Here is a 22,043-nt window from a genome sequence, read left to right on the forward strand (position 1 = left end):
TTATAGAGTCATTACTTTGTTTTAGGGCCATTAGTCCAAGGATTAAACGGCGCAGTGCGACCCGTTTCACCATCACTTATTGGCACCGATGCTGCGCGGCTGAGTGTGGCTTTGGCTTCAGGCTTGGCTTTAGCACTACGATGTTTTTTCGCATGGGCGGTTTCAAAGGAGCCTTCTTTAGCTGGACGCTGCGGTTTAGCTTCAGGTGCACGTGGCTTAAAGGTTTTTGGCGTGATATTTTTCGGCACGAAATCGAGGATTGAAATTGGCACCTCTTTACTAGGTACAAAACCTTCTATTTCTTTGCGCACAATAATGTGACCTAACCGGCGCTCAATAGCACACAGGTTTCTAAAGTCATCTTTAGATACAAAAGATATCGCTTCACCACAGGCGCCTGCACGACCGGTTCGGCCAATACGGTGAATATAATCATCGGCTTCATCGGGCAAGTCGTAGTTAACTACGCGAGTAAGGGCGTCAATATCGATACCGCGTGAGGCAACGCCGGTGGCAACTAAAAAGCGTAATTTCCCGGATTTAAAATCGACTAATAGCTGTTCGCGCACTGCTTGGCTACGACCACTGTGAATCGCTTCGGCGGCAATGCCGCGTTTTTCGAGTTGGCTGACGAGTTTGGCAGCGCCTTGTTTGGTCTGGATAAAAATCAATGCCTGTTCCCAAGCTTGATCTGTAATGAGTTTGCTCAGTAATGCTGACTTTTTATCTTTATCAACAGTGATCAACCATTGATCAATCTGCGGCGCGTTAGCACTATCGCGGGCAATTTCAATTTCTACAGGGTTTTCAACGGCAGTTTTCGCTAAAAAGCGCACTTGCTTAGACAAGGTTGCCGAAAACAATAGATTTTGTCGCTCAGCTGGCAGGCGCTCGATGATCTTGTTGATATCTTCGATGAAGCCCATGTCGAGCATTCTATCGGCTTCGTCTAACACTAAGACTGAGATTTCATCGAAATGAATCGCTCTTTGGGTGTACATGTCGAGCAATCGGCCCGGTGTTGCCACTAAAATATCTACACCTTCAATGAGACGCTGTTTTTGAGGTGTGGCATCAACACCGCCATACATGGCCATTGACGTCAATGGGAGGTATTTAGCGTATTTGGCAATATTGTCTTCTACCTGAACGGCCAATTCACGCGTCGGCGTCAGGATCAGTGCACGCACTCGTTTAGCGCGGATTTTTGGCTCATCGGCGAACATTTGCAGTAGCGGCAATACAAAGCTAGCTGTTTTACCGGTACCGGTTTGCGCGCCGGCAAGCAGGTTTTTACCTTTCAAGATCACCGGAATGGCTTTTTCTTGAATAGGAGTCGGTGTTGTATAGCCGAGCTCAGTGATGGCTCTTAAAATCGGATCGCTTAATCCAAGTTTTGAAAATGGCATTGAATGTCTCAGGTAAAGGGTCAGGTCAATCATTGTTAAACAAACTGTACGCTAAGGCGTTAACAGCGGAGCAGGGCAATATTATAGCAGGAGGTGCAACAAAATAGGCGATTATCATTATTCCCAGATTCTAGTCTGATCTTATTAGAATATTGACCAGTTTTGAGGCGCAATATCTGGAAGATAGATATTGCGCATATTAATATCTCACAAATTTGTAACCACGCGTGTATTAATAGGTAACACTGCTGCAATTGTTGGAACAATATGGTTAACTTAGATAATTTCCCAGCCTACTCAACATCAATAGGACTAATAATGAAGAAAACGGCTATTTCACTTGCGATAATATTATCGTTAACCAGCCTTGCTGGTTGTCAATCACAACTCAATCAATCAACTCCAGCGGTCGCAGCTGACGTCAAAGCAGCTTCATTTGCACAATTTTCAGCGAATTTTATTGATTCTCTGTGGGAATTATCACCCACTTGGGCTTTATATAGTGGCAAGCATGTCAATGACGGTTATCTTGAAATCCCTGATGCGCTAGGTCGTATAAAGACCCTTGCTTTTGTTAAAGCACAGCAAGCGCAACTGACGCAGTTCGAGCAGAAGTCACTGACACCGAATGAACTGATTGATTATCATCTTATTGATAACTTACTTGGCAGTATGGCGTGGGAAATTAATAGCTTTAAGTCTTGGCAGTGGGATCCTTCAAGTTATAACGTTTCAGGTGGTTTTGCCCAAATCATTAATGAAAATTTTGCGCCCTTGGATGATAGGTTACGTTCTGTATTAGCCAGATTAGAAAATGTACCTGCTTATTATATTGCGGCCCAAGCAAATATTAATAACCCAACGTTAGAGCATACCGAATTAGCCATTCTGCAAAATCAAGGCGCATTTTCAGTTTTTTCTGACGAGTTATTAAAGCAGTTGGCGGATTCTGGCCTAACCGATGCTGAAAAATTACTGTTTAACACTCGGTTTAACGCTGCAACGGCTGCCATTAAGGGTCATATCGCTTGGTTAGATAAGTTAGTGGTTCAATTAAAACAAGACGGCGCCCGTAGCTTTAGAATTGGTGAAGAGTTATACGAGCAAAAATTTGCTTTTGATATCCAAGCAGGCATGACAGCAAAACAACTTTATCAAAAAGCCGTTGCTGATAAAGATCGTGTTCAGGCTGAAATGGCAAAAATTACCGACACGTTATGGCCTAAGTATTTTAATACGCCGCAGCCTACAGATAGTAAAATTGCAATTCGTCAATTAATTGATAAGTTATCGACTAAACATGTACAACGCGATGAGTTTGTAAATGAAGTACGTAAACAAATCCCTGAATTAATTGAGTTTGTGAATAAAAAAGATTTAGTCACATTGGATCCGAAAAAACCGCTTGTAGTGCGGGAAACTCCAGAATATATGCGAGGGTATGCTGGCGCCTCAATCAGTGCTCCTGGTCCCTATGAAAAGTCAGGTAATACTTATTATAACGTTACTCCACTGGATGGTATGAGTGATGATTCTGCCGAAAGTTACTTACGTGAGTATAACCACTGGATATTACAAATCCTTAATATCCATGAGGCTATTCCTGGGCATTACACTCAATTAGTTTATTCAAACCAATCTCCTAGTTTAATAAAAAGCTTATTCGGTAATGGCGCTATGGTAGAGGGATGGGCGGTTTATACCGAACGTATGATGCTCGAAGAAGGCTATGGTGATTTTGAACCTGAAATGTGGTTAATGTATTACAAGTGGAATTTGCGCGTTATCAGTAACACTATTTTAGATTACAGTATTCATGTTAAAGGCATGACTGAAGAGCAAGCCATTGCCCTTATGATGAATGAGGCTTTTCAGCAGCAAGCAGAAGCGGAAGGTAAGTGGCGTCGTGCAACGCTGAGCCAAGTGCAGCTAACTAGCTATTATTCGGGATATCGAGAAATTTATGATTTCCGTGAAGAATACAAAAAAGCCCAAGGTGAAGCGTTTGATCTTAAAACTTTCCACGAGCAATTTTTAAGTTACGGTAGTGCGCCCGTGAAATATATACGTCAATTAATGCAGGCGAAATGATTTCATTATAAATCTAGCAGCAGAGCTTAGGCTCTGCTTTTTTATGGGTCATATTAATTATGATGTGAAGATTAAGCTGAATAAAATGCTATCTACATTCGAATAGTGAAAAGTAGATGTATTACATTGCCATATAACGGGTTTGTTTTGTTATATAGCATAAATAAAACACGTAATCTCTGGATAGAGATTAGGTTGTCAAGGTAACCGCAGTGTTAATGTTATTTTTTCGATTTAGAAGATGCCATCAATGCCAATACTTCATCATAGGAGATGTTAAACTCCCTCGATAAGTTAATCACTTTTGTTTTGTAAGTTTGGATGTTCTCTTGCATCGCTAATTGATGTTTCTTTTCTTCAACTAAATCGTTAACCGTTTCTTGTAATATTAATAGTCGACGTAAACTGTAGTCGAGAGATTTAATATATTTTGTCATTTGTTGCTTGTTACGTGCTTGCTCAAGATCCGTTGAAACTTTCTTATCATATCCATATTCATCAAGAGCCGCGATCGCGCTTTGTAAATCAAAATCAGTCGTCATTTGGTGTTCGCTATTTAATAAAAAGGAAAAGGAATAAATGTATGAGACGGCACAGGTAGCGCTGGACATTAACAGCTGCAGATTATAATACCAACATCAATATACACCAAGTCTTTACCGCTTAAAATGGAATAAAATTATGATTGGTTTTCGCTTTGAACTTGTCGAGGTCCATAATTATGCGTAGTCTAAAGTTTTAAGCACGCACGGAGAAACAAATGCTTGATCTATTACCTGATTTGTTTGACCACTATCCATCTAAACTTCAATTGTTACCATTGGCTTTTAAGCCATTTGGTGGAAAACCACTTTTTTGGGGGGAGATAGTCACAGTAAAGTGCTTTGAAGATAATTCCAAAGTAAAGGAAGTACTAGCACAAAATGGACAAGGTAAAGTGCTTGTCGTCGATGGCGGCGGCTCCTGTAGGCAAGCATTACTCGGGGACTTAATTGCCCAAAGTGCATTAGATAATGGCTGGCAAGGCGTGATAATTAACGGTTTTGTGCGTGACGTTATGCGAATAAAGACTTTTAATTTAGGTGTTTATGCTTTAGGTGCTATCCCCATAAAAACTGAAAAGCGAGATCAAGGGGAAATTAATGTCCCAGTAGATTTGGGCGGCGTAATGGTTAAACCGGGCATGCAACTGTATGCCGATGAAAATGGTATTGCAGTGAGTGATGAGCTGTTGAACTTTGCATTTTTAAGCTAAGTCGTTGCAATAAATCCCCATTTTTTTGATAAGGATATTTATATGAAATTCATTAAGTGGCTTTTGACCTTAGTGGTAACACTGATTCTTTTGGTTGCTGTTTATCTCAGCGTATTTTTCGACCCTAATGACTTTAAACCTGAAATTGTCGATGCTGTGAACAAGCAAACCGGCCGTGAATTTGTCATTACCGATGATTTGTCTTGGACTTTTTTCCCCGTGATTGGCATTAACTTAGGTGGCGTTTCCCTATCCAATCCTGCAGGTTTTACCCCTAAAGCGATGTTAGAAGTGCACAAAGCGGTGGCTGAAGTGGCGCTGATGCCATTATTTAGCCAAAAAATTGAAATTGCAGAATTGAGTCTTGATGGTGCAATAATCAATTTAGTCACTCGTAAAAATGGGAGTACGAGTCTTGACGGTTTAGTGGGTGAGGAGAGTGGGCAAAAAGCACCTGTATCTACCAAACCCTCTACTAAGAGCCAGCTTTCAGACATTAATATTGGCGGTGTCTCTATTACTAACACCCAAATTAATATGATTGATGAGGTTACCAAACAAACTCAAACTTTTACGCTAGATAGCTTCACCTTGGGTGAGTTTGCCTTAGATAAATTTGCTCCTATTGCTTTTGAATTTAGTGCCACAATGCCGGATATGACGTTGAGCAGTAAAGGTAAAGGTGAGCTCAAACTGAGCCGCGACGTTAAGCAATTGGTTATCAATGATCTTGACATTGACACTGTGATGGAAGGAGAGAGTTTTCCGAATAAGAAACTCGAAACATCGATTAACTTAGCGACTCAAATTGCACTCGATAAACAGCAACTGTCTGTTGATATTACCCAGTTAACCGCTGCAAATATTAGCGCTGTGGGGAAACTCGGCGTCAATTACGGCTCTCAAATCCCACAGATTAATGCTGATTTTCAAATTGGCGACCTCGATTTAGATGCCTTATTGCCTACAACTGAAAGTGTTGATACCACACAACAAGTACCGGCAGCGAAAGATCAGGTTGCTGCCGAACCTGATCTTTCTGCACTGAAAGGCCTTGATGCAACACTTAAATTGACGGTTAAGTCGATAAAAGTCGCTAATTTATCGACGCAGAATTGGTTAATGGATGTGAGCATCAAAAACGGTATTATTGATTTAACTAAGCTGAACGCTGACCTATATCAAGGTAAATTGCTCCTCAATGCGCAGGTCGATGCGCGTCAAGCCGTGGCCAGCTACCAATTTGATAACAACGTAACCGGTGTGCAAATTCGTCCTTTATTAAAAGATGCTGCAGACGTCGATTTATTAGCAGGTACGGCTAATTTTAACGTCAAAGGTAAAGGAAAAAGTCTTATTCCTTTGCAGCTAAAGCAAAATCTATTAGCGAATGGGCATTTTGATATTAATGATGGTGCTTTGTATGGCGTTAATATTCCACAGATGATCCGTAGCGCACAAGCTAAGTTAAAGGGCGACTTATCTTCACAGAATAAGGAAGAACATAAGACAGACTTCTCCAGTTTAACCGGCAGTTTTGCCCTTGATAATGGCGTTGCTAATAATCCTGATCTGGCTATGTCATCACCATTACTGCGCCTTGCGGGTAAAGGTAGTGCAAACTTATTAACCGAAGCGTTAGATTATAGGCTGACGGCAAGTTTAGTGAATAGTTTGAAAGGTCAGGGTGGTGATAAAGAAGCCCTCGCGGGGATTGATATCCCGCTTGCGATTACAGGGACTTTCCAAAAGCCAGAATACGCTTTGGATACTAAAGCCTTACTGAATAATCAGCTCAAGGAAGAAACTGAAAAAGCGAAGGAAAAATTGAAAGATTCCTTGTTGAAAAAATTAGGAGGTTTTTAATGGTAAGTTTGAAGCGTTACGCTTTGCTTGTGTCAGTTAGTGTGGTTGTGAGTGGACAACTTGTTGGCTGCATAGCGCCTAAAGCGTCATCTAACAGTAAACCGACTGAGACCAAAGCCGCTACAGCAGTTAAGCCTGAAATTGTACGTGCGGCGGATTTAGCGCTCGATGTTTCTAGCCATAAAAACATTCCAACATTAAAGGTTGAGCCTGTAACTGCTGGCGCAGCACAAGGATTACTGCGCGGAGAATTAACCTTAGCGCCTTTTGTTGATTTTGAGCATTCGGTTAAGGCAACGTTAACCATAACAAATCCACAAACCTATGCCGTTGATTTACGTTATAACACAGGAATGATGGCGGATTTATGGTTAGTGACCCAAGAGGGAAAACGCCTATGGGCTTGGTCAGAAGATATGATGTCCACGCAAGCGTTACGTGATAGCCAATTAGGTGCAGGCAAAGTTATTAGCACATCCTTTAGTATTCCACCGAAAGCGTTTGCGGGCATCCCTGCAGACGGTGCTCGTTTAGAAGCGCATTTTGCAGCTAAAGCGGTAGAGTCAAATGCAACACTAATGGCACCAGTGGTTTTACTATTAACCATGGAATAACATGGAGTAACACATCATAAAAAAGGCAGCGTTCCAATGGGTTCGCTGCCTTTTTTATATTTTAGAGCTGAATTAAACTGACGTTTAGCTGTAATGCATTATCGAGTATTAATGATTTTTTAAATGCTTATGCACTTAATTTACTCTCATCAACAACTAGCTTAATTACTTGCCCAGGTTGTAAATATTGTGACTGCGCGAGGCTATTCCATTCGAGTAGCTCGGCGACACTGACATTAAATTTGTTAGCAATACGAACAAGGGAATCCCCTGTTTTTACCTTGTAGCTCACTGTGCGAATTTGTGCAGTCTGCTGGCTATCTGTAGGCGTAAAAATCACCAATTTTTGGCCATTTTGTAACTTTTTTTTCTGAGCTAATTTATTCCAAGTGCTAAGTTGCTTCACTGTCACCTTGTGAGCCTCAGCGATTTCACCCAGGGTATCGCCCGATTTAACTTGATACGTTATTGAGGTTGATGTTGTTGCGTTGCGCGATTTTTTGGGCAATTGCTGTTTAGTCGATAGCGCATAGAGCTGCTTATCTTGAGCATTAACAGGAATAATTAAATGCTTACCAGTCACGATAGTATTGCTTTTCATGCCGTTAGCGGCGCGAATCGCAGCAATAGTTGTGTGATGCTGTTTAGCAATATTGCCAATGCTATCGCCGGATTTTATCGTATAACGTAGCCAGCTAATTCTATCTTCGCTCTCTGTTTCGGCGAGCGCCTTTTTAAATTCTTCCGATTTATCAATCGGCAGCACTAAGGTGTGTGGCCCTAATGGCGATGTTGCCCAGCGGTTATAACCCGGATTGAGTTTTTGTAGCTCGAGTGTCGTCATATTGGCGAACCCTGCTGCCATTGCTAAATCAATTTGGCTATCGATATCAACCACTTCAATGGAGGGATTATTACCAATCGGCGCTAAGCTAATCCCATATTCATCGGCATGTTTAATAACTTCGGCTAACGCCAATAATCGCGGTACGTATTGTTCAGTTTCACGGGGTAAATCTAAAGACCAAAAATCGGTTTGAAGTCCTTTTTTCTCATTATGCTTAATCGCATTGAGTACCCGTGATTCGCCCGAGTTATAGGCCGCAATGGCATAAAGCCAATTATTATTGGTTTTACTATAAAGATATTCGAGCATGTCCAATGCCGCAGTTGTTGAAGCGGGCACATCGCGGCGGCCGTCGTACCACCAGTTCATCTCTAAACCAAAATGGCTGGCCATTGGCGTTGTAAATTGCCACAACCCTGATGCCGCGCCCGTTGAAGAGGCGGAAGGATCAAAGGCACTTTCTATTATAGGTAAAAGGGCTATTTCAATAGGAAGATGACGTTTTTCAAGCTCTTCCACAATCAGGTACATATAAGGTGCCGCACGTTCGGAGATAATCGCCAGATGCTGCGGATTTTTGATATACCAATCACGATATTGATTTACCAACTTTTGATCAGGAACCGGTAATTGCATTCCTTGACGAATGCGTTCCCACACATCGGTAATTTGCGCCGACGGAGCCTCTGTAGTGAGGTAATATTCTGGGAGTATAGTTTGGGTATTGACGGCTTCAATTTTTGTTTGGTTAGTGTCATTGTTGTCTAAGGTTTGACAGCCTGCGAGTAGGGCAAATCCCCCTGCAATAATATAAAGTGATACTCTCATTGAAAACGGTAGTCCTCTGTTAGTGCATGGCTTTCTTTAAGGTAACATTATGTTTTTTATAAAGATAAAGACAACGCAGCGCGCAAAGTATTCACGCAAAACGAGCCATTCTATGGGATCTTTGCGATCTTGTCCCTTAATTATCGTACATAATGTAAGGCCATTTTTGACTTACATCATCAAAAGTGCAAAAAACAGTTTAAATTTCAATCAATAATATTGCTTTTGTGATCAAAAAATATCTTTCCACTGTCTGAGTAGAGTAAAACAGCTTAGTTCGTCCAAGCTTGTCTGTTTTATTGCGTTAAAATGCTGCTTAATACTGTCTACAATGTCAGGATCGGCTGCGCGTAAAAACGGATTAATGGCACGTTCTAATGCAATGGTTGATGGGATCGTGGGCTCATCTTGATTGCGTAATTTTTTAGCTTGTTCGTTGTAGGCTTGCAACTCGATATTGTTCGGATTGACCGAGAGTGCGAATTTAAGATTAGAAAGGGTATATTCATGGGCACAATAAACCCGAGTCTTTTCTGGTAATTGGCTGAGTTGTTTGAGCGATGCAAGCATTTGCGCTGGCGTGCCTTCAAATAAACGGCCACATCCGCCGCTAAATAAGGTATCACCACAAAATAACGAATCTTCAATAACGTAGGCGATATGTCCTGCGGTATGACCTGGCACACTGAGCACTTGCAGTGGTGCGTCAAGATAGTCAAGGGTAAGCGTGGGTTGCGTTTTAGCATCAAGTGGATGAGTCATGTCTGCAATGGCTTCATTGTTTGGGCCATAAACCGTAAGTTGATTGTCAGTATAGGCTTGAAGTTCTGCGACTCCTCCAGTGTGGTCTCTATGGTGATGCGTCAGTAAAATTCCTGCTAGCGTGAGTTGATTCGCGCTAAGGTAGTTAATCACGACCTTAGCATCACCGGGGTCGACAACATAAACTTGCGTGTGAGGTTGTTGTTGTAACACCCAGATATAATTGTCATTAAAGGCTTTGACTGCTGTTATAGTGAGCATAGAAATACCTATGTCTGTGTTTGAGTTTGAGTTTAAAAGATAAGGATATTATCCATGAGTGTATGGCTCTTGGCGATGTTTGCGGCAGAGTGTTGTGGCAGTATGTTAGCATCGGTAGTGAATTGGATAATGGTCCCAAGCTAACGGAGGAACTCTGTGTCGCATTTCTGTTCTGATCTTAAGCCCAAACAGTGGGATGACTTACCCAATGGCGCCGCGCTGCAGCAAGCTGTAGCCGAACATCTTGAAAACTGGTGGCCAAGAGTGTTTGGTTATCATTTATTAAAGCTAGGCCCTTTGAGTGCTGCATTATCGAGTATGGCATCACCAGTTGCACATCATTTTTCGCTATCCTCATCCCAAGACGCTTCAATTACGGGCGATTTTTGTCATTTACCGCTGCAAAATGGAGTCATTGATGCCGTTGTCATGAGCCTGTTATTGGAGTTTGAACCCGATCCTTACCGTATCCTGCGTGAAACGGACCGAGTACTCATCGCAGGAGGCTATCTTTTTATTGTTGGGTTTAATCCCTTAAGTCCACTATTTTTGGGTAAGTTATGGCCTAAATATCAGGATTGTCTTCCTTGGAACGGTCGCTTTTTTATGCCATCACGAGTGCAAGATTGGCTAGGATTATTAGGTTATCAAGTTGTCGCAGATGAACGCTTGGTGTATCACCCATTGATAGGTGAGTTTACCCAAGGGCGATTTTTTCAACAAAGCTTAGCCTCGTGGTTACCCAGTGCGGGTAGTTTGTATGTGATTGTGGCACGTAAACTGGAATCGCCACTTACACCTATCCGTGATAAACGCAAGATGCGACAAACCAATTGGAGTACAGCGCCAACGGCTGGATGTGCAGAGCATTTATCTGATAATTTATCAAAGCCATTATCTGAACATACTGAATAACGGGCAGGCCATTTCTATTTTTAACGTGCAGGTTTTTATATGCGTATCACCCTAAGACAATTGGCTGTATTTGAGGCTGTGGCGCGCAGCGGTCAAGTCGCAAAGGCCGCAGAACAAGTAAATTTATCGCCACCAGCAACGTCAATGGCCTTGGCTGAATTAGAGAAACAGCTTAATGCTCGTTTATTTGAGCGGATTGGTAATCGATTACAACTGAACTCACAGGGTAATTTGCTGTTACCGCTGGCGACGGATTTATTGCACCGCGTCGAACAAATTGAGCAGGCGTTTACCTACCATGGTGGCGATCTCGTTGGGCGTTTAAGTGTTAGCGCTAGTTCAACGATTGGTAATTATTTGTTGGCGAAAGCCGCGGTGGCATTTTGCCAGCAACACACTCAAACCCATGTGGATGTTGCGATAACCAATACTCAAGATGTGATCCAAGCGGTTGCGCAGTTTAGGTCTGAAATGGGCTTTATTGAGGGATATTGTACCGACAATCGTTTACATGTTGAGGCGTGGCACAAGGATAGACTGTTGGTGTTTTGTCATCCAGCGCACCCGCTGGCAGGCAAAGTGGTTACCCCTGCGGCTGTTAAAGGACAATCTTGGGTACTGCGTGAGGAGGGTTCTGGTACTCGTGAGTATTTTGTTAATGCTGCCAATGAGTTGGATATGCGACCCGAAGCTAAGTTCTGTTTCACTACACCAGATGCGATTAAATTAGCGGTAAAACAGGGCGCTGGACTTGGGGTATTATCAGAGCTTGCACTGGATAAAGATGTCAGTCGTAAAGAGTTAGCATTAGTAACAATAGAGGGATTAGTGCTGGAGCGGCAGTTTTATCGTATTACCCATAAAAGCCGTCAGGCAACTTCTCTTGGTCAAGCATTTGTGGCGTTTTGTGAGAACTTTTTCAATATTACCGCTGAAACTGAATAAACGCTTTGAAATGTCCTCTTGATGATGACCATCCATACGCCCAAGTTGTTAACTTGGGCGTGACTCAATAGCATGTATCTACTTGAGCCAACCTCATTTTTGCTGGCACAATCTATCGTAGCCACAATCGTCTAATGCAGCGACAATCGAACGCATTAAGTTTGAGTTGGATAACATTGGCGTTAAGGTTGGTAGCCTAAGTCCGGTTGAGTTGGCTTTGATTCTGCGGCAGTGCGAGCTAATACATCGCAGCGTTCGTTTTCGGCGTGACCTGCGTGGCCTTTCACCCATTGCCAATCTATTGTGTGCATTTGGGCCGCTTTATCTAAACGTTTCCACAGGTCAACGTTTTTAACCGGAGTACGGTTTGAGGTCATCCAACCTTTTTTCTTCCAGCCATGGATCCAGGTCATTATACCTTGGCGCATATACTGACTATCGCTGGTGAGCACGACTTGGCAAGGCTCTTTTAAGCTTTCTAATGCAATGATAGGCGCTAATAATTCCATTCGATTATTGGTTGTGAGTGCAAAACCGTCGGACATCTCCTTTGTATGGTCCTTATAATTCATTACAATACCATAGCCGCCAGGACCGGGATTGCCTAAGCAAGAGCCGTCGGTGAAAATGTGGATCAGTTTTAGTTCAGTCATCAAATTGTTACCATCGCCGGGAATTTCGGCCGAGTATAACCAAGAATTGTCATAAGAAGCGCATAAAAAATGAATATTATCTCTAACGCTAGCCGTCAGGTTATTTTAGATACCGAAACCACAGGTATGAACCAAGGCAGCGGTGCCATCTATTTAGGTCATAGAATTATCGAAATTGGCTGTGTAGAAGTGGTGAACCGCCGTTTAACGGGGCGTTATTACCATCAATATATCAATCCAGGTCAAGCCATTGATCCCGAAGCCATTGCCGTTCACGGTATAACCGATGAGCGCGTGGCCAATGAACCCCGTTTTCAGCAAATTTCTCAAGCATTTATTGATTTTATCGATGGCGCTGAAATTGTCGCCCATAACGCGAGCTTCGACGTGAACTTCATGGACCATGAGTTCTCGCTATTACAGCCGCGTGGGCCGAAAACAGCCGATATTTGCAGTATCCTCGATACCTTAGTTATCGCTAAATACTTGCACCCAGGGCAGAAAAATAACCTCGATGCTTTGTGTAAGCGTTATGGCGTAGATACTTCTCGGCGCGAATATCACGGCGCATTGCTCGATGCTGAGATCCTCGCTGATGTTTATCTGATCATGACTGGCGGGCAGACAAAGTTTAACTTGTCCAACGAAGAAGTGGGTCAGGAGGGGGGCGGGATCCAACGTTTTGATCCGCAATCACTTAATCTTAAAGTGATTGCTGCATCTGCCGATGAACTGACTATGCACGAGCAACGCCTTGATCTCGTCGCAAAATCAGGTAAATGCCTCTGGAGAGGATAGAATAATCACTATGCCGATATCGCGTAATACCCTGTTAACTGTTTACCTGCTTACCACCACCTCGCTGCTTAGCGTCACTGCGGTGTTTGCCGCTGGGACTGGCACAACTCAAAAAAGTGTCCAGCCGCCCAAGGCTGCGCCGATTGTTGCGGTGGATACGGCATCTGAGCTTAAAAACCGTTTTCGGATTGACCATATGGTCGATAATATGACGCTATTTGTGGAGCGGGATTACGATTCTGGCCCCGTTATTGTCGTATTGCCAGATGGCAGTAAAATGTACTCAGATCGTCATCCTAAAACAGTCAAATGGGCTTCAGGTATTACCGGCGACATTATTTATATTGAGTCACCCATGCCAGGGCCTTGGCAGCTAATAGGCAAAGTAGTGCCGACTTCGACGATTAAGAAAGTGTCTAAGTTAGAAATTGAAGTTCAGCCATTGCCGCAACCTATTTTTCAAGGTGAACAAATTAAGCTGGTTGCTCAGTTAATGGGTGATGCTCAGCGGGTGCGTATGCCTGGATTAGACTATCTTGTTGAATGGAATGCGCATTTTGTCAGTAGGCATAAACCCGGTGATGAAAACTTTGCAGCGGGCGATATTATCGTTGGCTCTTATAAAGATAATGGCGAAGATTACGATGAGAAACCCGACGACGGTCTATTCACCAGTGATATCAATATTAAGCAACCTTGGGGTGATTATCACTTTGTCGTGCAGGCGCGCAATAATGTTTTTGATAGACAGGTTTCATCCCCATTTCGGTTATCACCACGACCAATCAATATAGAAGTCGTTACGCCAGAAAACTCGTCAATGGCCGAATGGAAAGTCATGTTGCACGTTGATAATAGTGCGCTGCAATTAGCTGAAACGCATTTTTCATTTGAGTTAACGGGTCCTGCAGGCATGCAAGTTCCCTTGGTTGTTAATGGCGTAACACAGCCCGATAGTGAGTTAATATTACCCACATTGATTGAGTTTGGTCGTTATAAGCTTAAGGGCTCAGTTGCCACAACTACGATTACGGGGCGTGAAATTTTACTCGATTTACCAGAACTGTTCTTTAGTTTTAATCCACCACCAGCGCCATTACCTACAGCTAAAGAGTTGGCCGAAGTTGCCGCTATTGCGGCACAAAAAGCGGCCGACGAAGAAGTACTTGCTAAAAAAGATGCCATATTCTGGATTATTACCATTAATATCATCTTACTGGTATTAGGCATTTTAGGCTTAATTGTATGGCGTAAGCGCCAAAGCCTGACACAGGCCTTAGCGGCTGCGGAGTTACGTGTACAGCAGCAAAAGCCAGCCAAGCAAGCACCCTCGCTAGATGATATCGATCTCACGTTGCCTGATGAGGCCGATAACAATCGTTAGCTAAGTGTCAGTTTTAAGTGTTGAACCACAATGTTTTATTTGGGACAGAATCGAAATGTTTGAGATATGAACCCAAGTCGACCTTAAGGCGGGTTTGTTTTAACCAAATGATAAATATAAGTAAAAAATAGTTGACGATTTGGGTGCTCATCCGTATTATCTGCGCGTCTTGAACAGGATTATGGGTAAATTAGTTCTATTCTTCTGTTTTTGCTTTAGCGGTCTATCACGCTGAGGTTTGGGGTTTGAAACTTGTAAGATATTGACGATAGATAAATTTGGAGCGGTAGTTCAGTTGGTTAGAATACCGGCCTGTCACGCCGGGGGTCGCGGGTTCGAGTCCCGTCCGCTCCGCCAAATAAATAAAAAGGCCTTACAGCAATGTAAGGCCTTTTTATTTATCATTTTTATCAATTAATCACAGCATGTTAACCACAGTGATTTGTTTGGTATTATCGTTGTGGCTTAGTTTTACTTTTGGTCTTTAATAAACTTCATAGTGTTTGAGTGTTTACTGCTATTGTTAAGCTAAATAACCTGAATTCGGGATAAGCTCTGTGTCTCTACAGGTTATTTTTCCCTTTATCTGCGTTAAGTTTGCTACGAATAGCCGCTATTAGGTATGCAAACTTGCATTGATAACGAAAAAACTATCTCTGTAGAGTTAATTTTTTGGATAAGGTAATAAGATTAATTAGTTACCACAGCCACTATCCCGAGTTCAGGTTAAATAGATAATTTGTGAACCATTATCGTGCTCATATCATCTATTTTATTAACGATAACTTGAACGAATGGATTTCTCACTTTTAGGACTTTTTATGGTTGAACAAATCACCGGTATGTTGGCGTTGATCGGAGTGTTATCACTTTTTTGTCAGTGGCTAGGCTGGAAATTACGCTTACCGGCTATTTTGCCTTTGCTACTGTGTGGCCTAACCTTGGGCCCTGGACTTGGCTTCCTTAATCCTGATGCGATTTTTGGCAATTTACTCTTTCCAATCATTTCCCTCGGGGTTGCGGTGATTTTATTTGAGGGCGCTTTGACCCTTAATTTTAAAGAAATCAAAGATCATGGTCGTATGGTAACGCATCTGGTGACCATTGGTACTGCAATCACCTGGGCTTGCATTACGACGGCGACCTTTTATTTACTCGATTTTAGTTGGGAAATTGCGTTGCTCTTTGGGGCGCTGGTGGTCGTTACTGGGCCGACGGTTATTGTCCCTATGCTAAGAAGTGTGCGGCCTAAATCTCAGCTTGCGAGTATTTTACGTTGGGAAGGGATTGTTATCGACCCGATAGGCGCGCTATTAGCCGTGTTAGTATTTGAATACATCACAGTTTCTGGCGATCCAACGACTCATGTGCTGTACGCCCTTGGTTCTATGCTCTCTTTAGGGCTTGGGTTAGGCGCTGCTGCGGGGTACCTCACCGGACAGATATTAAGGCGTAACTTATTACCACATTATTTGCGTAATACCGCCGTGTTAACACTGATGCTGGGGGTATTTGTTGGCTCAAATCTATTACAAGAAGAGTCTGGTTTACTGACTGTCACTGTGATGGGGATTTGGTTAGCCAATATGCGTGGTGTTGATATCGCTGAAATCCTTGAGTTTAAAGAAACCTTAACCGTGTTACTTATTTCGGCATTGTTTATTTTACTGGCGGCGCGACTCGATTCTAACGCCATGCTCGATTTAGGTTGGGGTGGCGTGGGTGTATTGGTGGTAACTATGTTAGTGGCGCGGCCACTGAGTATTTGGGTGTCTGGTGTGGGGACATCACTGTCGCGGGCCGATAAGTGGTTTTTATGTTGGATTGCGCCGCGGGGCATTGTTGCTGCAGCGGTATCGTCTTTATTTGCGATTAAGTTAGAGGCCAATAATGTGCAAGGCGCTGATGCTATTGTGCCTTTAGTTTTCTTAATCATTATAGGCACTGTGGTGATTCAAAGCTTAACTGCTGGGCGCTGGGCACGTTTTCTTGGGGTTAAAGCCGATTCTGCCCAAGGCTTGCTGATTTTTGGCGCCTCTAAATTTTCTAGAGAGTTAGCTAAAATCTTAAAATCTAAAGATGTCAAAGTGCTATTGGCTGATAGTAACTGGGATAATATTCGTCTTGCTCGGATGGATAATATTCCGGTGTACTTTGGCAATCCCGCATCTGAACATGCTGAAACTTATATGGATTTAACCGGTATTGGCCGAGTGCTAATCATGTCACCTTATCGTCAACTCAATCCGCTCGTCAGTTTTTATTTTCAAGATTTATTTGGTGGGAAAAAGGTGTTTGAACTCAATAATACTGAGGCGGGGAGTGCTCGACATCAGTTATCTGAATCCTATAAACAGCGGTTATGTTTATTTGGTGATTCAGTGTCCTACGCAAAAATGGCGAGTTTGATGGCTAAGGGGGCAGTACTTAAAGTGACCAATATTACCGACAACTTTAGTTTTGAGCATTTCCGTAAACGTTATGGTGAAACCGCAATGCCATTGGTTTATCTCACTAAGGACGGGAAAGTTATGGTTGTTTCAGGCAACGATACCGTGTTTCCGAATAGTATTGAGCTGATTAGTTTATTACCCATTGAAGCCTTAGAAGAAGCCAAAATACAGCAAGCTATTGCAGAGCAAGAAGCGCAAGCAGTCCAAGATAAAGCGGTAGAAGAAGTGACGCCCGCGAAATCGTAACTTATTGATAACGCTATTTAGCACAGATTAAGGCAATAAAAAAGGAGGCTAATTAGCCTCCTTTTTGTGGGTTTAAATTTTACTCAATGGATTACGCCGCGCGTTCCTGTGTAGTGGTAGAAACCATTTCTGGGCGCAGTTCAGCGGGGTCAAAGTCATCAACGTTGATTGATTTCATCCGGCCAATTTCTGCTCTTTCCAGTAATTGCACTTCGGTATCACTTAACACACCTAATGCTTTTCCTTCAGCGGCAACTTTATCTAACCACATGAATGGCAGGCGTTTTCCACTGGCTTTACAGACTTTGTCATGCAAAGGCTCTGACGCGATGATATCAAGCAGTGTTTGTTCTTGGATACCGACAGCATTATGCTCAGAGTTAGTCCAGAACTGACCTTTACCTAAACGGTCACGGCTTTCACATGGTGTTTGCATTATCTTCGCCACTTTATGATCTAACACATCACTAGGGCGTTTCAGCGGGCGACCAAATGGGAACATTACCACGCGTAATACGCCGCCAAGACCCGCAGGGAAGTTATCCAGTAAATCGTCTAAAGAAGCCTGTAGTTTGTACAGCGCATCTTCAACCGCCCATTGCACTAATGGCAAATCGTCGGTTTGGCGACCTTCATCCTCATAACGTTTCAGCGTAGCAGAGGCCAGATACAGCTGACTTAATAAGTCACCTAAACGGGCAGAGATACGTTCTTTACGTTTAAGATTACCGCCTAAGGTTGCCATGGCTAAGTCAGAGAGCAGGGCAAGGTTGGCACTAAAACGGTTCATTTGTTGATAGTAACGTTTGGTTTTATCTGAGTAAGGCGCGTTAGAGAAACGGCTCGATGTCAGACCTAACCAGAAGCTACGAACCAAGTTACTGGTTGCAAAACCAATATGACCAAAGATAGCCGCATCGAAGTTAGCTAAACCTTGACCCGATTGGGTATCAAACGCGGATTCCATTTCTGCCAGCACGTATGGATGGCAGCGAATTGCGCCTTGGCCGTAGATGATCATTGAACGGGTCAGGATGTTTGCGCCTTCAACGGTAATCGCGATAGGCGCAGCTTGATAGCCACGGCCTAAATAGTTATTTGGGCCAAGGCATACGCCTTTACCGCCGTGAATATCCATGGCATCAATAACGCATCGTTGCATTCTGTCTGTTAAGTGATATTTCACAATCGCAGAGATTACAGACGGTTTCTCACCCAAATCAATACCTGTGGTGGTTAACGTCGTTACCGCATCCATAAGATAGGCGTTACCACCGATGCGCGCCATTGGCTCTTCAATACCTTCAAGTTTGCCAATAGGCAATTTGAATTGGCGACGAATACGCGCATAAGCTCCAGTTGCCAGTGCGGCAGTTTTCACGCCACCCGCTGAGTTTGATGGCAAAGTGATACCACGGCCAACAGACAAACATTCCACCAGCATACGCCAGCCTTGACCTGCCATTTTAGGGCCGCCAATGATAAAGCTTAATGGTACAAATACTTCGTTGCCGTGAGTCGGACCATTTTGGAACATACAATTTAGCGGGAAGTGACGACGACCCGTTTCAACACCTTCCATATCGGTTGGGATCAAAGCACAGGTAATGCCAAGTTCTTCTTTATCGCCAAGTAGATGATCTGGATCGCGCAATTTAAAGGCTAAGCCTAATACTGTCGCAACGGGCGCTAGGGTGATGTAACGCTTATTCCAGGTCAGTTTCATCCCGAGAATTTCTTCACCTTCCCATTGGCCTTTACACACAATACCAAAGTCAGGTATTGAGCCTGCATCGCTACCCGCTTCTGGGCTTGTGAGTGCAAAACAAGGTACTTCTAACCCTTTGGCTAAACGCGGTAAATAATGATTTTGTTGCTCTGGCGTGCCGTAATGTTGCAGCAATTCTCCAGGGCCTAAAGAGTTAGGCACACCAACAGTTGAGGCTAATTCACTGCTTAAACCCGCTAGCTTTTGTAATACGCGCGATTGGGCATAGGCTGAATATTCTAAGCCGCCAAATTTTTTCTTAATGATCATGGCAAAAAAGCCGTGATCTTTTAAGTATTGCCATACATCGGCAGGTAAGTCTGCCAACTGGTGTGATACTTGGTGTTGATTCACCATGCGGCACACTTCTTCAACAGGACCATCGAGGAAGGCTTGTTCATCGGCACTTAAACGAGCAACAGGGTAATTATGCAGTTTTTTCCAGTTAGGATTACCCGCAAATAAGTCTGCTTCCCACCATGTGGTGCCGGCTTCAATGGCTTCTTTTTCTGTTGTCGACATTTCTGGCATGATGCCGCGATAAACTTTCATCAGCGGACGGCTGATCATATTTTGTCTAAATGCACTGATATTAAACGGCAGCGCGATCACCAGGAATACGATCCAAGAGATAGGGCCAACAATATCGAGTGCCCAGCCTGCCGTCATGACAACAGCGGCTGCAATAGTGGTAGTGAGCAAAGATACCCGAAGGTAAGCTAGCGTTCCTAACACTAAGATCATGGCGATGATCCAAAGTAGGGTAGTCACTGTAATTCTCCTTAAATATGACCGAGTGCCAACCACAGGTCATAGAGTGTTTTATTGATTGTGATCACAATTATAGATTGTGGTCAGACCTGTGTCGCATAAAAGTTAAACCTTAGCAGATTTTAATACAAGCATTTTTCAAACAATTGTTTAAATTATTTGTCTGCTTTGATCGTTCCACAAATGTCATCAACTAGTTACAATACTAACCAGCGGATGTTTGATTGAAGATAGGCGAGAAATATGTGTGAATTACTGGCGATGAGCGCCAACGTGCCAACCGATATTGTGTTTAGTTTTACCGGATTAGCACAACGCGGTGGGGTAACGGGCCCGCACGTCGACGGCTGGGGGATTACTTTTTATGAGGGCAAAGGTAGCCGGACATTTAAGGATGCAAGCCCAAGTAGTGAATCGCATATTGCAAAATTGATCCAATCTTACCCAATTAAAAGTGAGGTGGTGATAAGCCATATCCGCCAAGCGAATCGCGGTTGTGTATCATTAGAAAATACCCACCCGTTTACCCGTGAGTTATGGGGATGCTATTGGACCTATGCCCATAATGGCCAACTGACAGATTATCATCCCCAATTTCCCGTTTCTCGTTATCAACCCGTAGGTGATACCGACAGTGAATTGGCTTTTTGTTGGATTTTAGAACAAATCGCCCAGCATTTTGGGAATACTAAACCTGAGGATATGCTCGCCGTTTTTAAATTTGTCGCTCTTTTAGCGGATGACATTCGTGCCTTAGGTGTATTCAATATGATATTGAGTGATGGCGAGCACCTGATGAGCTATTGCAGCAATAACTTATGTTATATCACTCGCCGTGCACCGTTTGGTAAAGCAAAATTGATTGATACCGATGTAGTGATTGATTTTGATAAAGAAACCACAGCCCATGATGTGGTGACTGTTGTTGCTACTCGTCCATTAACGGATAATGAACAGTGGCATATTATGCAGCCCGGTAACTGGACATTATTTAGATTGGGCGAATTGTTAATCGATATGTGATGTTATTTATATTGTGCTTCAGTGGATACGGGGTTTTAACCGCTCTTTAAACCACATGTAAGCATAAACCGAACTTAAACTGACTGCCGTTATGTAATAAACCATCAACAATACCTACTTTAACTATATATGGCTCAGTTGGGTATTGTTGTGATTAAACGGGATTATTTTATGGATGGGTTATAGATTGTTTTACGGATTAATCTTCAGCCGTACCGAGAAGTTTAGGTACCTTCGGCTTTTCTACTATCTCAGCAGGTAGCACAGCTTGGCTTGCTGTTTCATCAAAGTGATATTTCAATAGCTTAATATCAAGCTGTTTACTGCCTTTTTCAAAGTGGGTTAAGCGCACGGGCAGATAGGCTAGCTCTGGCGCCATCCAAAAGAAGGTTTGGCGTTTCTTGTTATTCTCACGTACGACTTCAATTTTGACCGTGTTATAACTGCCACTCTCAATCGTCATACGTTCTTTACCGACAACGCGAAATTTGTATTCATCCAGTTCATTGTCCTTGACCATTTTGTAGTCAAGTTCTTCTTTGCCTGCGCTGATATCTAACCTAAATTGCAGTTGTACCATTAACGGATCGAAGATTGTTCCGTCATAGGGGAACTTGCTTTTTTTATCTTTATAACGGGTATGGATAAAGCCTTGATCTTTAGCAAATGCGGTTTGCTCGGTGAAATTAGGTCCGACACCTAGACGTTGCTGTGAGTAACGTAAAGGGCTTAGCTGAGTCTCATTTTGCGTAAACTCACTTAAAAGATGACGTTCGTCGGTTAACAATAACAGACTAAGACTGCTATCAAACCGATACTTAAATATGCCTCCTTCGGCATTAGGGAGTGTATATTTGGCTTTACCTAATTCTATATCACCATAGTTGACTTGATATTCGGCGGTATGCGGCGTTAATGGCGTTGGTGCTGCCATGGCTGACATACTTTGGGTGAGTGCGGTAAAGCTGACGAATAATAGGGGAAGGGTACGCAAAGAATGCTCCTTGGTTCGCAGGTTTTCACCTTGTATCACTACAAATAATCATAGGTAGTGGTTGATAAAAAAGTGTCCAGTAGCATGCTGACTTACACTGTTTAAGGTTGCTCGATAATGGCATCGACAGACAGCAGGTTATAGCCGAGACTGACGTTCC

The 22,043-nt window shown here is 43.1% G+C and carries 17 protein-coding genes and 1 tRNA gene; 11 read left to right on the forward strand and 7 right to left on the reverse strand.

The genetic code is table 11. The features are described from left to right. Positions 1 to 11: 11 nt before the first annotated feature. A complete protein-coding gene (locus tag L2717_RS00855; protein ID WP_220774665.1) occupies positions 12 to 1,409 on the reverse strand; it encodes a DEAD/DEAH box helicase in 1,398 nt (465 codons plus the stop codon). 318 nt (positions 1,410 to 1,727) lie between these two features. Between L2717_RS00855 and L2717_RS00860 the strand changes: the two genes are divergently transcribed. Then, on the forward strand, positions 1,728 to 3,500 hold the full coding sequence (locus L2717_RS00860) for a DUF885 domain-containing protein (protein ID WP_220774666.1): 1,773 nt from the start codon (positions 1,728 to 1,730) through the stop codon (positions 3,498 to 3,500). Between the two features lie 221 nt (positions 3,501 to 3,721). Here L2717_RS00860 and L2717_RS00865 read toward each other — a convergent pair whose 3' ends face one another. Then, positions 3,722 to 4,042, reverse strand: coding sequence for a hypothetical protein (locus L2717_RS00865; protein WP_220774667.1), 321 nt, complete (start codon positions 4,040 to 4,042; stop codon positions 3,722 to 3,724). 218 nt (positions 4,043 to 4,260) lie between these two features. Between L2717_RS00865 and L2717_RS00870 the strand changes: the two genes are divergently transcribed. Genes L2717_RS00870 through L2717_RS00880 form a run of 3 tightly spaced genes read left to right on the forward strand, consistent with a single transcriptional unit; the run spans position 4,261 to position 7,235 of the window. Further along, positions 4,261 to 4,755: a putative 4-hydroxy-4-methyl-2-oxoglutarate aldolase gene (locus tag L2717_RS00870; RefSeq protein ID WP_220774668.1), complete on the forward strand. Its 495-nt coding sequence runs from the start codon at positions 4,261 to 4,263 to the stop codon at positions 4,753 to 4,755. A gap of 42 nt (positions 4,756 to 4,797) precedes the next feature. Then, a complete protein-coding gene (locus tag L2717_RS00875) occupies positions 4,798 to 6,621 on the forward strand; it encodes an AsmA family protein (protein ID WP_220774669.1) in 1,824 nt (607 codons plus the stop codon). Next, positions 6,621 to 7,235: a BsuPI-related putative proteinase inhibitor gene (locus L2717_RS00880; protein WP_220774670.1), complete on the forward strand. Its 615-nt coding sequence runs from the start codon at positions 6,621 to 6,623 to the stop codon at positions 7,233 to 7,235. The genes L2717_RS00875 and L2717_RS00880 overlap by 1 nt, the downstream gene beginning before the upstream one ends. Before the next feature lie 127 nt (positions 7,236 to 7,362). On the opposite strand, the gene L2717_RS00885 is transcribed toward L2717_RS00880, so the two are convergent. Both L2717_RS00885 and gloB read right to left on the reverse strand, forming a co-directional pair. Continuing rightward, entirely contained in the window at positions 7,363 to 8,910 is a 1,548-nt protein-coding gene (locus tag L2717_RS00885; protein WP_248937951.1) for a LysM peptidoglycan-binding domain-containing protein, read from the reverse strand. Positions 8,911 to 9,141: 231 nt separating this feature from the next. Next, positions 9,142 to 9,933, reverse strand: a complete 792-nt coding sequence (gene gloB / locus L2717_RS00890) for a hydroxyacylglutathione hydrolase (protein ID WP_220774784.1) — start codon at positions 9,931 to 9,933, stop codon at positions 9,142 to 9,144. A gap of 156 nt (positions 9,934 to 10,089) precedes the next feature. Between gloB and L2717_RS00895 the strand changes: the two genes are divergently transcribed. Continuing rightward, on the forward strand, positions 10,090 to 10,848 hold the full coding sequence (locus L2717_RS00895) for a class I SAM-dependent methyltransferase (protein WP_220774783.1): 759 nt from the start codon (positions 10,090 to 10,092) through the stop codon (positions 10,846 to 10,848). A 39-nt stretch (positions 10,849 to 10,887) separates the two neighbouring features. After that, positions 10,888 to 11,793: a LysR substrate-binding domain-containing protein gene (locus L2717_RS00900; protein ID WP_220774782.1), complete on the forward strand. Its 906-nt coding sequence runs from the start codon at positions 10,888 to 10,890 to the stop codon at positions 11,791 to 11,793. A gap of 182 nt (positions 11,794 to 11,975) precedes the next feature. Here L2717_RS00900 and rnhA read toward each other — a convergent pair whose 3' ends face one another. After that, positions 11,976 to 12,446 carry a ribonuclease HI gene (rnhA, locus tag L2717_RS00905; protein ID WP_076500646.1) on the reverse strand — a complete coding sequence of 157 codons (471 nt, stop codon included), beginning with the start codon at positions 12,444 to 12,446 and terminating at the stop codon, positions 11,976 to 11,978. Positions 12,447 to 12,515: 69 nt separating this feature from the next. Here rnhA and dnaQ point away from each other — a divergent pair, with 69 nt between their 5' ends. The 4 genes from dnaQ (at position 12,516) to L2717_RS00925 (ending at position 17,327) form a co-directional block, all read left to right on the forward strand. Then, a complete protein-coding gene (dnaQ, locus tag L2717_RS00910) occupies positions 12,516 to 13,244 on the forward strand; it encodes a DNA polymerase III subunit epsilon (RefSeq protein WP_220774781.1) in 729 nt (242 codons plus the stop codon). Between the two features lie 10 nt (positions 13,245 to 13,254). Further along, positions 13,255 to 14,628 (forward strand): TIGR03503 family protein, encoded by a 1,374-nt coding sequence (locus L2717_RS00915; protein ID WP_248937952.1) that lies wholly within the window; start codon positions 13,255 to 13,257, stop codon positions 14,626 to 14,628. Positions 14,629 to 14,908: 280 nt separating this feature from the next. Beyond that, positions 14,909 to 14,985, forward strand: a tRNA-Asp gene (locus L2717_RS00920). A gap of 464 nt (positions 14,986 to 15,449) precedes the next feature. Beyond that, positions 15,450 to 17,327 (forward strand): cation:proton antiporter, encoded by a 1,878-nt coding sequence (locus L2717_RS00925; RefSeq protein WP_220773272.1) that lies wholly within the window; start codon positions 15,450 to 15,452, stop codon positions 17,325 to 17,327. Between the two features lie 91 nt (positions 17,328 to 17,418). Here L2717_RS00925 and fadE read toward each other — a convergent pair whose 3' ends face one another. After that, positions 17,419 to 19,866 (reverse strand): acyl-CoA dehydrogenase FadE, encoded by a 2,448-nt coding sequence (gene fadE / locus L2717_RS00930; RefSeq protein ID WP_220773273.1) that lies wholly within the window; start codon positions 19,864 to 19,866, stop codon positions 17,419 to 17,421. 243 nt (positions 19,867 to 20,109) lie between these two features. Here fadE and L2717_RS00935 point away from each other — a divergent pair, with 243 nt between their 5' ends. Continuing rightward, entirely contained in the window at positions 20,110 to 20,889 is a 780-nt protein-coding gene (locus L2717_RS00935; protein ID WP_220773274.1) for a class II glutamine amidotransferase, read from the forward strand. A 199-nt stretch (positions 20,890 to 21,088) separates the two neighbouring features. Here the strand turns inward: L2717_RS00935 and L2717_RS00940 are convergent, their stop codons facing one another. Next, entirely contained in the window at positions 21,089 to 21,883 is a 795-nt protein-coding gene (locus L2717_RS00940) for a DUF3108 domain-containing protein (RefSeq protein ID WP_220773275.1), read from the reverse strand. Positions 21,884 to 22,043 lie beyond the last annotated feature (160 nt).

Source organism: Shewanella glacialipiscicola (assembly GCF_023283485.1).
Classification (GTDB): domain Bacteria; phylum Pseudomonadota; class Gammaproteobacteria; order Enterobacterales; family Shewanellaceae; genus Shewanella; species Shewanella glacialipiscicola.

What these genes read in the sequence shown, in the direction of transcription:
- L2717_RS00870 (WP_220774668.1), top strand. Translation starts at nt 4,261, where the DNA reads ATGCTTGATCTATTACCTGATTTGTTTGACCACTATCCATCTAAACTT.
- L2717_RS00875 (WP_220774669.1), top strand. Translation starts at nt 4,798, where the DNA reads ATGAAATTCATTAAGTGGCTTTTGACCTTAGTGGTAACACTGATTCTT.
- L2717_RS00865 (WP_220774667.1), bottom strand. Translation starts at nt 4,042, where the DNA reads ATGACGACTGATTTTGATTTACAAAGCGCGATCGCGGCTCTTGATGAA.
- L2717_RS00925 (WP_220773272.1), top strand. Translation starts at nt 15,450, where the DNA reads ATGGTTGAACAAATCACCGGTATGTTGGCGTTGATCGGAGTGTTATCA.
- L2717_RS00880 (WP_220774670.1), top strand. Translation starts at nt 6,621, where the DNA reads ATGGTAAGTTTGAAGCGTTACGCTTTGCTTGTGTCAGTTAGTGTGGTT.
- L2717_RS00900 (WP_220774782.1), top strand. Translation starts at nt 10,888, where the DNA reads ATGCGTATCACCCTAAGACAATTGGCTGTATTTGAGGCTGTGGCGCGC.
- gloB (WP_220774784.1), bottom strand. Translation starts at nt 9,933, where the DNA reads ATGCTCACTATAACAGCAGTCAAAGCCTTTAATGACAATTATATCTGG.
- L2717_RS00860 (WP_220774666.1), top strand. Translation starts at nt 1,728, where the DNA reads ATGAAGAAAACGGCTATTTCACTTGCGATAATATTATCGTTAACCAGC.
- L2717_RS00855 (WP_220774665.1), bottom strand. Translation starts at nt 1,409, where the DNA reads ATGCCATTTTCAAAACTTGGATTAAGCGATCCGATTTTAAGAGCCATC.
- dnaQ (WP_220774781.1), top strand. Translation starts at nt 12,516, where the DNA reads ATGAATATTATCTCTAACGCTAGCCGTCAGGTTATTTTAGATACCGAA.
- L2717_RS00935 (WP_220773274.1), top strand. Translation starts at nt 20,110, where the DNA reads ATGTGTGAATTACTGGCGATGAGCGCCAACGTGCCAACCGATATTGTG.
- L2717_RS00885 (WP_248937951.1), bottom strand. Translation starts at nt 8,910, where the DNA reads ATGAGAGTATCACTTTATATTATTGCAGGGGGATTTGCCCTACTCGCA.
- L2717_RS00915 (WP_248937952.1), top strand. Translation starts at nt 13,255, where the DNA reads ATGCCGATATCGCGTAATACCCTGTTAACTGTTTACCTGCTTACCACC.
- rnhA (WP_076500646.1), bottom strand. Translation starts at nt 12,446, where the DNA reads ATGACTGAACTAAAACTGATCCACATTTTCACCGACGGCTCTTGCTTA.